Raw genomic sequence first — 15,211 nt, 5'->3', positions numbered from 1 at the left:
AGGTCGCATGACATCGCTCGCGTCCGCGAACGACGGCGCCGCGTCCCCGGCGCAGCGGCTGCACGCCCGGGGCCTGGAGCTCGCCTACGGCGACCGGGTCGTGTCCGAGGGGTTGGACATCGACGTGGTGGACGGTTCGATCACCGCGGTGATCGGCCCGAACGGCTGCGGCAAGTCCACGCTGCTGCGGGCCCTGGGCAGGCTGCTGCCGCCGCGGTCCGGCACCGTGCTGCTGGACGGCAAGCAGATCCACAAGATGCCCGCCAAGGAGGTCGCCAAGGTCCTGGGCGTGCTGCCGCAGACGCCGGTGGCCCCGGACGGGCTCACCGTGGCCGATCTGGTCGCTCGGGGCAGGCATCCGCACCAGTCCTGGTACCGGCAGTGGTCCTCGGACGACGAGAGTGCGGTGGCCGAGGCGCTGGCCTGGACCGGGATCGCCGAGCTGGCCGACCGCAACCTGGAGGAGCTCTCCGGGGGGCAGCGGCAGCGGGCTTGGCTGTCCATGGCGCTGGCCCAGGGCACCGATGTGCTGCTGCTCGACGAACCGACCACCTACCTGGACCTGTCCCACCAGGTGGACGTGCTGGAGCTGGTGGGCAGGCTGCACGAGCAGAGCGGCCGCACGGTGGTGATGGTGCTGCACGACCTCAACCTGGCGGCGCGCTACGCGGACCGGCTGGTCACCATGAAGGACGGGGAGATCGTCGCGTCGGGCGAGCCCGCCGAGGTGCTCACCGAGCAGCTGCTGTCCGACGTGTTCGAGCTCGATGCCAAGGTGATTGCCGACCCGGTGGCGGGTAGCCCCATGGTGGTACCGATCGGCGGTCGGCGGGTCCGCTCCGCGTAGCGGCGCGCCCCGGTCGCGTCGTGCGCGGGGCCGGGTGCGGTTCCCGGAGCGGGCGGTGGTGTTCGCGCTCGGCGGACACTCGGCCCGGTCGGGGGGCGCGTCGGAATGTCGCAGGCCAGCGGCTCGTTGGGCCTGGTGTCGTAGAAGAATGAGAGCAGCAGTCCGCGAGCGGGCACGGACCGCGACCGGGCGGGGACTACTACAGTGGTCCACGAGAGTGCTGAACCCGTCGTGGGCATCGGCGAAGAGCGAGAATGCCGTGTCCCGGAATCAGACCGCCGGCGCAGCAGTCAGGGAGTGCGAATGTTCGAAAGGTTCACCGACCGCGCGAGGCGGGTGGTTGTCCTGGCCCAGGAAGAGGCCCGGATGCTCAACCACAACTACATCGGCACCGAGCACATTCTCCTGGGCTTGATCCACGAGGGTGAGGGTGTCGCCGCCAAGGCGTTGGAGTCGCTGGGAATCGCCCTGGAGGGTGTGCGGCAGCAGGTCGAGGAGATCATCGGCCAGGGGCAGCAGGCCCCGAGCGGCCACATCCCGTTCACCCCGCGGGCGAAGAAGGTGCTGGAGCTGTCGCTGCGCGAAGCGCTGCAGCTCGGCCACAACTACATCGGCACCGAGCACATCCTGCTCGGGCTGATCCGCGAGGGCGAGGGTGTGGCGGCCCAGGTCCTGGTGAAGCTCGGTGCGGACCTCAACCGCGTGCGCCAGCAGGTGCTGCAGCTGCTGTCCGGCTACCAGGGCAAGGAGCCCGCCGAGGCCGGTGGCCGCGGGGAGGGCACCCCGTCGTCGTCGCTCGTCCTCGACCAGTTCGGCCGCAACCTCACGCAGAGCGCCCGGGAGGGCAAGCTCGATCCGGTCATCGGCCGGGACCAGGAGATCGAGCGGATCATGCAGGTCCTGTCCCGGCGCACCAAGAACAACCCGGTGCTGATCGGCGAGGCCGGTGTCGGCAAGACCGCCGTCGTCGAGGGGCTGGCCGCCAAGGTGGTCAAGGGCGAGGTGCCCGAGACGCTGAAGGAGAAGCAGCTCTACACGCTCGACCTCGGCTCGCTGGTCGCCGGCTCCCGGTACCGCGGTGATTTCGAGGAGCGCCTGAAGAAGGTGCTCAAGGAGATCAAGACCCGCGGCGACATCATCCTGTTCATCGACGAGATCCACACGCTGGTCGGGGCAGGTGCCGCCGAGGGGGCCATAGACGCCGCGAGCATCCTCAAGCCGATGCTGGCCCGGGGTGAGCTGCAGACCATCGGTGCCACCACGCTGGAGGAATACCGCAAGTACGTCGAGAAGGACCCGGCCCTGGAGCGCCGCTTCCAGCCGATCCAGGTGGGCGAGCCCTCGCTGGAGCACACGGTCGAGATCCTCAAGGGCCTGCGGGACCGCTACGAGGCGCACCACCGCGTATCGATCACCGACGGCGCGCTGGTGTCCGCGGCGAGCCTGGCCGACCGCTACATCAACGACCGCTACCTGCCGGACAAGGCGATCGACCTCATCGACGAGGCCGGTGCGCGGATGCGGATCCGCCGGATGACCGCACCGCCGGACCTGCGCGAGTTCGACGAGAAGATCGCCGATGCGCGCCGGGAGAAGGAGTCCGCGATCGACGCGCAGGACTTCGAGCGGGCCGCCCGCCTGCGGGACGAGGAGAAGCAGCTCCTCGGCCAGAAGGAGGAGCGGGAGAAGCAGTGGAAGGCCGGTGACCTGGACGTCGTCGCCGAGGTGGACGACGAGCAGATCGCCGAGGTGCTGGCCAACTGGACCGGCATCCCGGTCTTCAAGCTCACCGAGGAGGAGACCACCCGTCTCCTGCGCATGGAGGCCGAGCTGCACAAGCGGATCATCGGCCAGGACGACGCGGTCAAGGCCGTGTCCCAGGCGATCCGCCGCACGCGTGCCGGCCTGAAGGACCCGAAGCGCCCGTCCGGTTCGTTCATCTTCGCCGGTCCGTCCGGTGTCGGGAAGACCGAGCTGTCCAAGGCGCTGGCGGAGTTCCTGTTCGGCGACGACGACGCGCTCGTGCAGATCGACATGGGTGAGTTCCACGACCGCTACACCGCCTCGCGGCTGTTCGGCGCGCCTCCGGGCTACGTCGGCTACGAGGAGGGCGGTCAGCTCACCGAGAAGGTCCGCCGCAAGCCGTTCTCCGTGGTGCTCTTCGACGAGATCGAGAAGGCGCACCAGGAGATCTACAACACGCTGCTGCAGGTGTTGGAGGACGGGCGGCTCACCGACGGCCAGGGCCGCACGGTGGACTTCAAGAACACGGTGCTGATCTTCACCTCGAACCTCGGCACGCACGACATCTCCAAGGCCGTCGGCCTGGGCTTCTCCTCCGGTCAGGACAACGAGTCCAACTACGAGCGGATGAAGAGCAAGGTCAACGAGGAGATGAAGAAGCATTTCCGGCCGGAGTTCCTCAACCGCATCGACGATGTGATCGTCTTCCACCAGCTCACCGAGGGCGAGATCGTGCAGATGGTCGATCTGCTCAGCTCGCGGGTGGAGAAGGCGCTCAAGGGCAAGGACATGTCCCTGGAGCTCACCGACAAGGCCAAGAAGCTGTTGGCCAAGCGCGGGTTCGACCCGGTGCTGGGGGCGCGGCCGTTGCGCCGGACCATCCAGCGCGAGGTCGAGGACAAGCTCTCGGAGAAGATCCTGTTCGGCGAGGTCGAGCCCGGCCAGATCGTCATCGTCGACGTCGAGGGCTGGGACGGCGAAGGCTCCGACGACCAGGCGCACTTCGTGTTCCGCGGCGAGACGAAGCCGTCGATCGTCCCGGACACCCCGCCGGTGGCGATGTCGGCAGGCTCGGAGGAGAACCCCTCGGAGGGCAACGAGGAGTGACCTCCGGCCCGAGCTGAGCAAGCGGCCCCCGCACCGGACGTTCGGTGCGGGGGCCGCTGCACGTTGGGGTGCCCGGGCGGTCAGCGCAGCCGGCGGATCTCCTCGGTCGGCGCTTCGGTGCGGACGTGCTCCAGCTGGACGGTGGGCGCCTCGGCGAGCTGCTGTTCGCGGCGGTTGCGCCGGATCCGCACCAGTACGAACGCGGCGACCGCGGCGACCGCGGCGATCAGCACCCCTCGGGAGAGGTAACCGGCGTACTCCTCGACCACGTACCAGTTCCGTCCGAGCAGGTAGCCGGCCAGCACGAACACGCTGTTCCAGATGAGACTGCCCAGCGTGGTGAACAGGATGAACGTGCCCATCCGCATCCGCTCCACCCCGGCGGGCAGCGAGATGAAGCTGCGGAACATCGGGATCATCCGGCCGAAGAACACCGCTTTGACGCCGTGCCGTTCGAACCACGCTTCGGTCTTGTCCACATCGGAGAGCTTGACCAGCGGCATGCGCAGCGCGATCGCTCTGGTGCGCTCCCGCCCGAGCGCCGCACCCATCCAATACAGCGCCAGCGCGCCGAGCAGCGAGCCGAGCGTGGTCCACAGGATCGCGCCGAGCACGCTCATCCCGCCCTGGCTCGCGGTGAAGCCGGCCAGCGGGAGGATCAGCTCGGACGGCAGCGGGGGGAAGACGTTCTCGAACGCGATGATCAGTCCGGCGCCCGGGCCGCCCAGGGTTTCCATCACGTCGACCACCCATCCGGCGAATCCGGTGGGTTCGGCCTGGGTGGAGGCCAGTGCGGGCAGGTCCATCTGCGGCTCCGTCGGTCGTGCGGCCCCGGGTCAGCGCGGGGCTCGGTGGTCGCGGTCGGCGGTGCGGGACATCCCGCTCGGTCCCATGATTCCAGCGGAATCGGCAGCAACCCCCCGTCCGGGTGTGATGTTGACCATGGTTGCTCCGCCAACTCTTGACGAAAAGTCCTGGTAGTACTATCGGTCCGAATTGACCGGAGCGGGTGCCGGGGCGGGCACGTGCGGCATGCGAGCGGCCGGCACTGGCAAGCTTGCAGCGGAACCGACCGGTGGGAGTCGCGATGGATCAGGCCGTGCTCGCCGAGCCCGAGCAGGAGCAGCCACCACAGGGCAAGCCGGGCGGACGGGTGACCACGGCGCTGCTGGTGCTGGCCGCGCTGGGCCTGCTCGGCTGGATCGCGTTGCCGACCGCCGGAGCGGACCGCGGCCGCTACCTGATCGCGCTCACCGCGCTCACCCCCTACGCCCTGGTCGCGGGGGCGGTGCTCGCCCTCCTCGCTCTGGTGCTGCGCCGCTGGCTGACCGCGCTCGTGGTCGCGGCGCTGGTCGCCTTCCTCGGCGTGGTCGTGGGCCAGCGCGCGGTGCCCGCCGAACCCGAACCCACCGGGCAGCAGCAGCTCCGCGTGCTGTCGCTGAACGCCTACCTCGGCCGCGCCGACGCCCGGCAGGTGGTGGATCTGGTCCGCGAGCACCGCGTCGACGTGCTCAGCCTGCAGGAGCTCACCCCGGAGATGGTGTCCGAACTGGACGGCGCCGGGCTGGGGGAGCTGCTCACGCACCGGGTGTTCGACCCGGGACCGGACGGCAGCGGCTCCGGGCTCGCCTCCCGCTATCCGCTGCGCGAACTGGACCTCGTGCCGGACAGCACGCTCAGCCAGCCCTCGGCGCGGGTGTCGCTGCCCGGGGGCCGGCAGGTCGACGTGGTGGCCGTGCACCCGTACTACCCCGTGGGCCCGGACACCGCCGCGGACTGGGAGCGGGACATGGCCGCCCTGCCGGAACCGCCGCGCGGGGACGCCGTTCCCCGGGTGCTCGCCGGTGATTTCAACGCGACGCTCGACCACACCGAGCTCAAGGAGCTCGTCGGGCGCGGCTACGCGGACGCGGGTGCGGCCACCGGCCGCGGACTCGCGCCGACCTGGCCCGCGCGCGGTGACTGGCTGCCGCCGCCGGTGACCATTGATCACGTGCTGGCCAGCGACGGCATCGGCGTCGGCGGCTACGAGGTCTTCGACGTGGCCGGTACCGATCATCGCGCGGTCTTCGCCGATCTGCACCTGTGAGCTGCGTTGTGCCGCTGGCGGTTCCGCGTCGCCGTGCTCGTAGGGTGGAGGCATGGCTGTTGTGAAGATCAATGCGATCGAGGTTCCGGAAGGGTCCGGCCCGGAGCTGGAGGACCGCTTCGCCGACCGGCACGGATCGGTCGACGGGGCGCGCGGATTCCTCGGCTTCGAGCTGCTCCGGCCGACCTCGGGTGAGGACCGCTACTTCGTGGTCACCAGGTGGGAGTCCGAGGAGGCGTTCCAGGAGTGGGCGTCCGGCCCGGCCAAGGAAGCGCACGCCAACGAGGGCAAGAAACCGGTCGCCACCGGTGCCAGCCTGCTGGAGTTCGAGGTCGTCTTGGAGTCCAAGCCGGAGTGACCCGGCGCCGCCGGCACGGGCCCTAGAGGTCGACCTGCGGGTGCAGGCGGCTCGTGGTCCAGGTGCGCAGCCGCATGACCACCAGCGAGGTGAGCACCAGTGCGCCCACCAGGACGCCGCCCAGCACCAGCAGGTCGCGCACCAGATGAGCGACCTCGCCGCCGGAGATCGTCACCCGGAGGCCGTCCACCAGGTAGCTCATCGGCAGGTAGGGGTGCACCGCCTGGAACGGCACCGGGGTGGTCTCCATCGGGTACAGGCCGCCGGACGCGGTGAGCTGCACGATCAGCAGCACCAGGGACACCAGTCCGCCGATCGCGCCGAACGCGCTGCGCAGCAGCTGGTCGACGGCGGTGAACGCCATCGAGGCCAGGCTGACCAGGCCGATCGTCCACCCGGGATGCAGCGGGGCCAGCCCCAGGCCGAGGTCGACGACGCCGTACAGCACGAGTCCGCCCGCCACGCCCAACGCGGCGGCGGGCAGGAAGCCGGCGAGCGCGATCGTGGGCGCCGCGATCCGCTGAGCCAGTGCGCGCGTGTTCACCGGTCGCAGCAGCAGGTAGGCGAGCAGCCCGAACACCCACAGCGCGATCCCGAAGAAGAACGGCGCCAGCCCCCGCCCGTACACCAGCGCCGGGTTCAGGTTCCCGGTGTGGATCTGCGTCGGTGAGCCGAGCACGTCGGCGGCGCGGGACACCTCGGTCGGGTTCGTGGGCGGGATGCGCTGCAGCGTGTCGTTCACCAGACCCCGCAAGCCGCGCGCCCCCTCGTTGAGCTGACCCGCGCCCTGTTCGAGGACCCCGCTGCCGCCGGCGAGCGTGTCCAGCCCCCCGGTCAGTCCCGCGGTGCCCGCGGCGAGCTCGGCCGTCCCGTCGCGCAGCGAATCCACCGGTGCGGTCAGCGAGCGCATCCGCTCCTGCAGCGGGCCCATGCTGCTCTGCACGCTCAGCGCTCGCTGGTTCGCCTCCTGCGCGGTGCTCAACGCCTGCCGCGCGTCCCGGTCGGCGGTGGTTGCGGCATCGGCGACGCCGCGTGCGCTGTCCAGCGCCTGCCGGTACGCACCATCGCCGGCCAGGTCGGGGTGCGCCGCCCGCAGGTCGTCCAGCGCGGCCACCCCGGACTCCGCGCGGGCGGTGAGTGCTGCGGTCGTGGCCTGGATCCTGCTCAGGTTGCCGACCGCCGTGCTGCTCGCGTTGACCAGCGCGTTGACCGCGCCCGGCAACTGCTCGGTGGAGAAGTCGGCGACCGAGCTCAGCTGCCGGTCCAGCTGCTCCGTCGCCTGCGAGACGCCATCGGCGCCGCGGGAGACCTGGCCGACCCCGCCGCGGATCCCGTTCAGCCCGCCCGCGAGCGATTCGGTGCCCTGCGCACCCAGATCGGTACCGCGGACGAGCTGATCGGACGCCTGCGACGCCAGCAGCAGCTTCTCCCGCGCGCGGTCCAGTTCGCCGTACAGCGAGCGGGCGTAGCTGGCGTGCGCGGCCGCGTTGATCTGGTTCTGCAGCTGGGCCTGCACGGTGTCGGCCATGATCCCGGCGATGTAGCCGTTCGCGTCGTTCTTGGTGAGCAGCAGCACGGCGCGCGACGGGTTGGTCTCCCCGGCGCTGGCCAGCCGTTCGCTGAAGTCCGGTGGCACCTCGACGGTGAAGTAGAACTCGCCCTCGCGGAGCCCGTCGCGGGCCCGCTCGCGGTCCACGAACCGCCAGTCGAAGAGGCCGTCCGCGCGCAGCTGTTGCACGAACTGGTTGCCCGCGTCGATGTGCTCACCGCGGCTGTCCACCGGCCGGTCGGCGTTGACCACCGCGACCGGGACCCGGTCCAGCCTGCCGTACGGATCCCAGTTGGCCCACAGGTACGTCGCGCCGTACAGCAGCGGGACCAGCAGCAGGACCAGCGGGACGAACCGCCGCAGCGGACCGCGGAACCGGCTCAGCTCCAGCCAGGCGAGCCTGATCGCCTTCACCGGCCGCCCTCCCGCTCGTCGGGTTCCTGCCGTGGGTCGGGTTCCTGCCGTGGATCGGGTTCCTGCCGTGGATCGGGTTCGGGGCGCTCGCCGGGACGCGGCGGCATGCGGATCACGTCCACGTCCACGTCCGCATCGGGTTCGTCGGTGGAGCTGGCGATCACCGTCATCCCGGTGCGGGTGAGCGCGCGCAGCGCTTCCCAGGCCTGCGCGCGGGCTTCCCGCCCCAGCCCGGTTTCCACGTCGTCGACCACGATGGCGGGGGGTTCGGCCGCCGCGGCCAGGCCCACGGCCAGCAGCAGCCGGTCGGCGGGCGAGAGCGCGTCGACGGTGGCGTGCGGATCCGGGGCGAGCCCGACGATCGCGAACGCGCGGGCGATGTCGTCGTCGGTGACCTTGGCCGCCATCCGGCGCTCGGCCACGGCCTGCGTGATCCGGTGCTTCGGTTCGAGCTCGTGCCCGGGGCGCAGCCGGGCCGGGTGCACCAGCTTGCGGACCCGCCGGGCGCTGCGCGGCAGCGCGAACCGGTCCACTTCCAGGTGCCCGGTGATCAGCCGCATCCGGCCGGACAGGGCCAGCAGCATCGAGGTGCGCCCGGTGCCACCGGACCCCACGACCGCCGTCAGCGAACCGCTGGGGACGTACAGGTCGACGTTCTCGAACACGTTGCCTTCGGGGCCGCGGGCGCTGATCCCGCGGGCGAAGATGCTCGCGCCCTCGACGTCCATGGCGTCCCTCCTGTCCTTGCGCCCGCCCACCGCGCGCGTGCGGTCGGGAAGGTGCGGGCAGGACGCGGGAGCGGCGGCGGTGCGCCGGTGCAGTGTCGCGAAGGGTGCGGGCCGGGTTCGCGCAGCACGGCCGGGCGAGCTGGCCAGATCCTCCGAAAGGGCGAAATCCGCGCGGGGATCAGCGGCGCAGCAGGGTGTCCACGTCGCCGGTCCGGGTGTCCACGATGCCGGCACCGCCGATGCGCGCGTGCACCGGTTCGATCGGGTGCAGCGCGCTGATCCCGGCGGCCAGCCGGTCCCGGTCCAGCCCGGTGGCCAGCGTGCAGTGCGGGATCCACGCGCCGGGCAGGTAGTGCGCGTCCGGACCGCGGGTGCGTCCGGCCAGCGCGTCGTGCACCGCGTTGTGCAGCGCGAGCACCTCGGTGTCCACCACGGCGCCGAGCACCAGGACGTCCTCGGCGTTCGGGAACGCGGCCAACGTGTACAGCCACAGGTCCGGGATCGACAGCAGCTCCAGCTCCGCCCGCACCTGCGCGCGGGCGGCGTCCGGGATCGCGGTGGCCACGGCCAGCGTCACGTGCGGATGCCCGGTCTCGGCGGGAAGTCCGGCGTCGGCGAGCCGCCCGCGCAGCGCCCGGACGGTCGACGCGCCGGACTCGTCCAGGAACAGTTCGAGCGCCGCGGCCATCAGTGCTCGCCGGGCAGGGCGAAGCGCCCGTCGTCGGTCTGCTCGATCAGGCCGTCCACCAGCAGCGAGTCCAAGCAGCGGTCGCGCTGGCCGGCGTCGGACCAGACCGCGTCCAGGGCCGCGCGCGGCACCGGACCGTCGGTGCCGCGCAGCACGTCGAGCAGCTTGCCGCGCACCTGGCGGTCGGTCCCGGCGAACTTCTGCACCTTCTTGGCCGGTCCGTCGTAGGCGGGTCTGCCCGCGTGCTGCCAGGCGCAGTCGGCCGCGACGGGGCAGGAGTCGCAGGCCGGGGAGCGCACGGTGCACACGGTCTGCCCGAGTTCCATCAGCGCCGCGGAGAGCTTGGCCGCCGTGGCGTCGTCCTCGGGCAGCAGCGCGTCGACGTCGGCGAGGTCGCGCTTCGGCGACGGCGGACCGGCGTCACCCGCTCCGTGCACGGCGCGGGCCACGACGCGGCGGACGTTGGTGTCCACCACCGGTGCGCGCTTGCCGTAGGCGAACGCGGTGACCGCGCGAGCCGTGTAGGTGCCCACCCCGGGCAGCGCCAGCAGGGTGTCCACATCGGCCGGAACCACGTCGCCGTGCTGGTCGGCGATCGCACCGGCCGCCTCGTGCAGCCGCAGCGCGCGGCGCGGGTAGCCGAGCTTGCCCCACGCCCGCAGCACCTCGGCCTGCGGGGCCGCGGCCAGGTCGGATGGGCGGGGCCACCGCTGCATCCACTCCTCCCAGATGGGGCGGACGCGGTTGACCGGGGTCTGCTGCAGCATCGTCTCGCTGACCAGCACGCCCCAGCCGGTGATGCCGGGGGCGCGCCAGGGCAGCGGTCGTGCCGCGGCGTCGAACCAGTCGACCAGTTCGAGCGCGGGCAGGGCGTGCGAGGCGGTTTCCATGTCGCCGCCGATCCTGCCAGCCGCCGCTCCGGCGCGTGCGGCCGCCCGCGCGGCGTCAGGCGACCTCGGTGAGCGCTCCGGTGTCGATGTCGACGACGAATCCGCGCAGGCTGCTGGTCAGCTCCAGGAACGGGCTGCGGCGGATCCGCTCCATCGACTGCCGCACGTCCTGCTCCGCATCGGCGAACGCTTCGACGGCCCAGGACGGCCGGATCCCGGTCTCCTGCTGCAGCGACTCCTTGAACGCGTCGTCGGTGAAGGTCTGCATGCCGCACTTGGTGTGGTGCACCAGGACGACCTCGCGGGTGCCGAGCATCCGCTGGCTCACCGCGAGCGAGCGGATCACGTCGTCGGTGACCGCACCGCCCGCGTTGCGGATCACGTGCGCTTCGCCGTCGCGCACGCCGAGCGAATGCCCCAGGTCGATTCGGCAGTCCATGCAGGTCACGATGGCTACGTGCAGCGACGGCGGCCCGGGCAGCCCACCTTCGGCGGCAACCCGTTGCGCGTTCCGGTGCACCAGATCGTCGGTAGCGCTCACTCGTCCCTCCCCAGGGCGTCAGGTCACGACCCGCCTACCTTACGCCTGATCAGGTGATCATGAGCGGTGCTCCCCGGGCGTCAGTCCCGCTGCTCGGACAGCACGCGCAGCGCGCTCCGCATGTCGGGTACGACCGTTGCTTCGATCCCCTTCGGCAGCGGGCCGGGATCCGGTGGCACCAGGGCGCGTTCGAAACCGAGCCGCGCCGCTTCGGCCAGCCGCCTGCCGATCCCGGACACCCGGCGGACCTCCCCGGCCAGCCCGACCTCGCCGATGGCGACCAGGTTCCCCGGCAGCGCTCTGTCCATCCTGGACGAAGCCAGCGCCAGTGCCACGGACAGGTCGGCGGCCGGTTCGGTCAGCTTCGTGCCGCCGACCGTCGCGGCGAACACCTCCTGGTCGGACAACCGGATCCGCGCGTGCTTCTCCAACACGGCCAGCATCATCGACACCCGCGCGGAGTCCAGCCCCGACACCGCTCGCCGCGGCATCGTCATCTGCGTCGCGGTCACCAGCGCCTGCACCTCGGCCAGCAGCGGGCGCTTGCCCTCGACCATCACCGTCACCGCCGTGCCCTCGACGGGTGACTCCTGCCGGTTCAAGAACAGGCCGGAGGGATCCGGGACCTCGTTGATGCCGTCGTCGCGCTGCTCGAAGCAGCCGATCTCGTCGGCCGGTCCGAAGCGGTTCTTCACCCCGCGCAGCATGCGCAGCGTGGAGTGCCGGTCGCCCTCGAAATGCAGCACCACGTCCACCAGGTGCTCCAGCACCCGCGGCCCGGCGACCGCCCCGTCCTTGGTGACGTGCCCGACCAGCACCACCGGCAGCCCGCGTTCCTTGGCCAGCGCCACCAGGGCGGTGGTCACCGCGCGGACCTGGGTAACGCCGCCCGGGCTGCCGTCCGCGTCCGGGGACTGCACCGTCTGCACCGAATCCACGATGAGCAGGCCGGGTTTGACCGCATCGACCTGGCCGAGCACGGCGGACAGGTCGCTCTCCGCGCCGAGGAACAGCTCGGGGTGCACCGAGTCGGTGCGTTCGGCGCGCAGCCGGACCTGTCCGGCCGATTCCTCGCCGGTGACGTACAGCGATGGTCCGGGCGAGCGGCCCTCGGCCCAGCGGTGCGCCACTTCGAGCAGCAGCGTCGACTTGCCGACGCCGGGATCGCCGGCCAGCAGCGCGACCGCGCCCGGCACGATCCCGCCGCCGAGCACCCGGTCCAGCTCGGCGATTCCGGTGGACACCGCCCGGGCGGAGTCCAGGTCGACCTCGGCGATCGGCCGGGCCGGGGTCGACGGCGCCGCGGCGACGACCTTCGCCAGCTCCGGCCGGGCGGCGCCCGCTTCCTCGACCGTTCCCCACTGCTGGCAGCCCGGGCACCGGCCGACCCACTTGGCGACCTCGTGGCCGCATTCGGCGCAGCGGAAACCGGGGCGGGCGTTGCGGTTCTTGGCGGGCACGCGCTCAGGTTATCGGCCGGGGCCGACGTGGGGGCCGCACCGCCGGGGTCGCACCGCCCCGCACCGATCGGCGCATCGCGGGCCGACGCGCGGAAGGGCCGTCCGTGCCCTGCACGAACGGCCCTTCCGCTGCGGTTCCTGCGGTCAGTGCCCCGCGCCGCCGACCGGGCTGTTGTGCTCCGGCCGCGGCGCGTCGTCCTCGCCGATCGGCACCTGCATGGTGACCGGGCCCGCGTTGGCGAACTCGAACGTCACCGGGATGACCACGCCGGGGCCGATCTCCTGGGTGAAGCCGGTGAGGGTGATCTGCACCTCGCGCTGCCCGTTCGGCGACGCGGGTGCGGGGGTCTGCGGCTCACCGGTCTGCGGCTCACCGGGCTGGGCCCCGTCGGTCGGGCCCGCCCCGGCGGACTCACCGGTGCCGTGCAGCGCGGTGCCCTGGGGCAGCGCGGTTTCCCCACCGAGGTCGGCGGACTGCGCATAGGGGCTGGTGACGCGCACGAGCTGGTCGTCCGGCCCCTCGTTGGCGATGACCAGCTCCAGCGGTGCGGAGGAGCCCGCGGGGTAGCTGGCGCCCGCGGTCGGGAAGCTGAGGTGGGCGTTGCGCACGGCCACGTCCTGCGCGTCCCCGCTCGCGCCGTTGACGGCGGCGACCTGGGTGTCGGTCTCGGTCACCTGACCGGCGCTGCAGCCGCCGAGGACGGCGACGGCGCCGATCCCGAGCGCGGCCGGGATCAATCGGAGGCGGACGGCCTCGTGGTGCTGAGGGCGGCTCACTGTTGCAGCGTCCTTCCTGATCGCCGGACAACCCGGACCGAGCTTAATGCCACGTGCCGGTGGCGTGCCTCCGGGGCCCGCCGGTGCCCGGAGTTCCCGCCGGAGCGGGTGATCGCCCGGTGGATCGGTGTCCGATGTGGACGACCGCAGTGGGCGTGGAGTGGCGGCGCTTGCACGGTCCGACATCGTTTGTCAACCCCTACTCGCCGTCTGACCTGCGATTACGGATGGTGAGGCGCTCGAAGGTCAGTTGCCCCCCGTGTTAAAGTGGGACCAGCGAAAGGGGCAGAGGACACATGGTTTTCAAGGTCGGAGAGACCGTCGTCTACCCGCATCACGGTGCCGCGCTCATCGAAGCAATCGAGACCCGTGTGATCAAGGGTGAGGAAAAACAATACCTCGTCCTCAAGGTCGCCCAAGGCGACCTGACCGTGCGCGTCCCGGCGGACAACGCCGAGATCGTCGGGGTGCGGGACGTCGTGGGCCAGGAGGGGCTGGACAGGGTCTTCGACGTGCTGCGCGCGCCGCACACCGAGGAACCCACCAACTGGTCCCGAAGGTACAAGGCCAACCTGGAGAAACTCGCCTCGGGCGATGTGAACAAGGTGGCCGAAGTGGTGCGCGACCTCTGGCGGCGCGAGCAGGACCGCGGATTGTCCGCGGGTGAGAAGCGGATGCTGGCGAAGGCGCGGCAGATCCTGGTCAGCGAGCTGGCGCTGGCCGAAGGGACCGACGAGGGCAAGGCGGAGACCCTGCTGGACCAGGTCCTCGCCACCGCGGTGTAGGCGCGGCGTGAGCGTTGTCGCGCTCGTTCCCGCCGCGGGTCGCGGAGAACGTCTGGGCGCCGAGGTGCCCAAAGCGCTGGTCGAAGTGCACGGCGAAGCACTGCTGCTGCACGCGGCCCGAGGTCTGCTGGCTTCGGGTCGTGTGCAGCACGTGGTGATCGCGGCACCGTCGGATCAGCTCGACGAGGTGGCCGCAGCGCTGCACCCGCTCGGCGCGGCGCACGTGATCGCAGGCGGTGCCGAGCGCACCGATTCCGTCCGGCTGGCCCTGGACGAGGCCGGTCGGGTCGCTCCGGACGCGGACGCGGTGCTGGTGCACGATGCCGCGCGCGCGTTCACCCCGCCGGAGACCATCCGCGCGGTCGTCGACGAGGTGCGCCGCGGCGCGCCCGCGGTGGTTCCGGTGCTCCCGGTCTCGGACACGATCAAGCAGCTCGACGCTTCCGGGCGCGTCGAGTCGACGGTGGACCGTTCCCGGCTGCGCGCGGTGCAGACGCCGCAGGGCTTCGCGCTGGATGTGCTGCGTCGGGCGCACGACGCGGCGGACGGCGACGGCGCCACCGACGACGCGGGGCTGGTGGAGCGGCTCGGCGTCGAGGTGCGCACCGTGCCCGGCCACGCGCACGCCCTCAAGATCACTACGGCGTTCGACCTGGCCATCGCGGAATCGGTGCTGGCAGCCTGCGCCGCACCCGTGCCGGAGGGGGAACCGCGGTGACCGAGCTGCCCCGGGTCGGCCAGGGCGTGGACGTGCATCCGGTGGAACCCGGCCGGACCTGCTGGATGGCGGGGCTGACCTGGCCGGATGCCGACGGTTGCGCGGGCCACTCCGATGGCGATGTGGCCGCGCACGCGCTCTGCGACGCGGTGCTGACCGCGGCGGGGCAGGGGGATCTCGGCGCGGTGTTCGGCACCGGCGACCAGCGCTGGGCCGGTGCGCACGGCGCCGAGCTGCTGGCCGAGGTGCGTCGGCGCGTGCTCGCGGCCGGTTTCCGGATCGGCAACGCATCGGTGCAGGTCATCGGGAACGCCCCCCGCATCGGTACCCGTCGGGACGAGGCGGAGCGGGTGTTGTCCGAAGCGCTGGGCGCACCGGTGTCGGTATCCGGGACGACCAGCGATGGCCTCGGGCTCACGGGGCGCGGTGACGGGGTCGCGGCGGTGGCCACGGCGCTGGTCGCTCGCGCTGCCGCCGAGTGACCCGGCTCGCACGCAGCTGCCCGACCGGGCCCGGC

General features: G+C 71.9%; 15 protein-coding genes. 7 read left to right on the top strand and 8 right to left on the bottom strand.

What is annotated here, in order from left to right; translation table 11 throughout:
* Positions 1-7: 7 nt before the first annotated feature.
* Together IQ251_RS06670 and IQ251_RS06665 are read left to right on the top strand one after the other, a co-directional pair.
* The gene (locus tag IQ251_RS06670; RefSeq protein ID WP_193927564.1) at positions 8-847 is read left to right on the top strand and encodes an ABC transporter ATP-binding protein; all 840 of its coding nucleotides are present in this window, start codon (positions 8-10) and stop codon (positions 845-847) included.
* 303 nt (positions 848-1,150) lie between these two features.
* The gene (locus IQ251_RS06665) at positions 1,151-3,697 is read left to right on the top strand and encodes an ATP-dependent Clp protease ATP-binding subunit (RefSeq protein WP_193927563.1); all 2,547 of its coding nucleotides are present in this window, start codon (positions 1,151-1,153) and stop codon (positions 3,695-3,697) included.
* Between the two features lie 80 nt (positions 3,698-3,777).
* Here the strand turns inward: IQ251_RS06665 and IQ251_RS06660 are convergent, their stop codons facing one another.
* Positions 3,778-4,503, bottom strand: coding sequence for a DedA family protein (locus IQ251_RS06660; RefSeq protein WP_193927562.1), 726 nt, complete (start codon positions 4,501-4,503; stop codon positions 3,778-3,780).
* Between the two features lie 281 nt (positions 4,504-4,784).
* Between IQ251_RS06660 and IQ251_RS06655 the strand changes: the two genes are divergently transcribed.
* Both IQ251_RS06655 and IQ251_RS06650 read left to right on the top strand, forming a co-directional pair.
* The gene (locus tag IQ251_RS06655) at positions 4,785-5,786 is read left to right on the top strand and encodes an endonuclease/exonuclease/phosphatase family protein (RefSeq protein ID WP_193927561.1); all 1,002 of its coding nucleotides are present in this window, start codon (positions 4,785-4,787) and stop codon (positions 5,784-5,786) included.
* Between the two features lie 52 nt (positions 5,787-5,838).
* Positions 5,839-6,144, top strand: a complete 306-nt coding sequence (locus IQ251_RS06650; protein ID WP_193927560.1) for an antibiotic biosynthesis monooxygenase family protein — start codon at positions 5,839-5,841, stop codon at positions 6,142-6,144.
* A gap of 22 nt (positions 6,145-6,166) precedes the next feature.
* Here the strand turns inward: IQ251_RS06650 and IQ251_RS06645 are convergent, their stop codons facing one another.
* The 7 genes from IQ251_RS06645 to IQ251_RS06615 form a co-directional block, all read right to left on the bottom strand.
* A complete protein-coding gene (locus IQ251_RS06645; protein WP_193927559.1) occupies positions 6,167-8,107 on the bottom strand; it encodes a YhgE/Pip family protein in 1,941 nt (646 codons plus the stop codon).
* Positions 8,104-8,835 (bottom strand): ATP-binding cassette domain-containing protein, encoded by a 732-nt coding sequence (locus tag IQ251_RS06640; protein ID WP_193927558.1) that lies wholly within the window; start codon positions 8,833-8,835, stop codon positions 8,104-8,106. The genes IQ251_RS06645 and IQ251_RS06640 overlap by 4 nt, the downstream gene beginning before the upstream one ends.
* Before the next feature lie 178 nt (positions 8,836-9,013).
* On the bottom strand, positions 9,014-9,523 hold the full coding sequence (locus IQ251_RS06635; protein WP_193927557.1) for a 2'-5' RNA ligase family protein: 510 nt from the start codon (positions 9,521-9,523) through the stop codon (positions 9,014-9,016).
* Positions 9,523-10,413 carry an iron-sulfur binding domain-containing protein gene (locus IQ251_RS06630; protein WP_193927556.1) on the bottom strand — a complete coding sequence of 297 codons (891 nt, stop codon included), beginning with the start codon at positions 10,411-10,413 and terminating at the stop codon, positions 9,523-9,525. Before IQ251_RS06630 ends, IQ251_RS06635 begins: the two co-directional genes overlap by 1 nt.
* A 55-nt stretch (positions 10,414-10,468) precedes the next feature.
* Positions 10,469-10,954, bottom strand: a complete 486-nt coding sequence (locus tag IQ251_RS06625; protein ID WP_370591235.1) for a beta-class carbonic anhydrase — start codon at positions 10,952-10,954, stop codon at positions 10,469-10,471.
* 80 nt (positions 10,955-11,034) lie between these two features.
* Positions 11,035-12,414: a DNA repair protein RadA gene (gene radA, locus IQ251_RS06620; RefSeq protein ID WP_193927555.1), complete on the bottom strand. Its 1,380-nt coding sequence runs from the start codon at positions 12,412-12,414 to the stop codon at positions 11,035-11,037.
* Between the two features lie 144 nt (positions 12,415-12,558).
* On the bottom strand, positions 12,559-13,191 hold the full coding sequence (locus tag IQ251_RS06615; RefSeq protein ID WP_193927554.1) for a copper chaperone PCu(A)C domain-containing protein: 633 nt from the start codon (positions 13,189-13,191) through the stop codon (positions 12,559-12,561).
* 296 nt (positions 13,192-13,487) lie between these two features.
* On the opposite strand from IQ251_RS06615, the gene IQ251_RS06610 reads away from it, so the two are divergent.
* From IQ251_RS06610 to ispF, 3 genes are read left to right on the top strand one after another with little or no spacing between them, the layout of a single operon-like run.
* On the top strand, positions 13,488-13,976 hold the full coding sequence (locus IQ251_RS06610; RefSeq protein ID WP_193927553.1) for a CarD family transcriptional regulator: 489 nt from the start codon (positions 13,488-13,490) through the stop codon (positions 13,974-13,976).
* 7 nt (positions 13,977-13,983) lie between these two features.
* A complete protein-coding gene (ispD, locus tag IQ251_RS06605) occupies positions 13,984-14,694 on the top strand; it encodes a 2-C-methyl-D-erythritol 4-phosphate cytidylyltransferase (protein ID WP_193927552.1) in 711 nt (236 codons plus the stop codon).
* A complete protein-coding gene (ispF, locus tag IQ251_RS06600; RefSeq protein ID WP_193927551.1) occupies positions 14,691-15,176 on the top strand; it encodes a 2-C-methyl-D-erythritol 2,4-cyclodiphosphate synthase in 486 nt (161 codons plus the stop codon). Before ispD ends, ispF begins: the two co-directional genes overlap by 4 nt.
* Positions 15,177-15,211 lie beyond the last annotated feature (35 nt).

Source organism: Saccharopolyspora montiporae (assembly GCF_015209505.1).
Lineage (GTDB): Bacteria > Actinomycetota > Actinomycetes > Mycobacteriales > Pseudonocardiaceae > Saccharopolyspora > Saccharopolyspora montiporae.
This window is presented reverse-complemented; position numbering and strand designations above follow the sequence as displayed.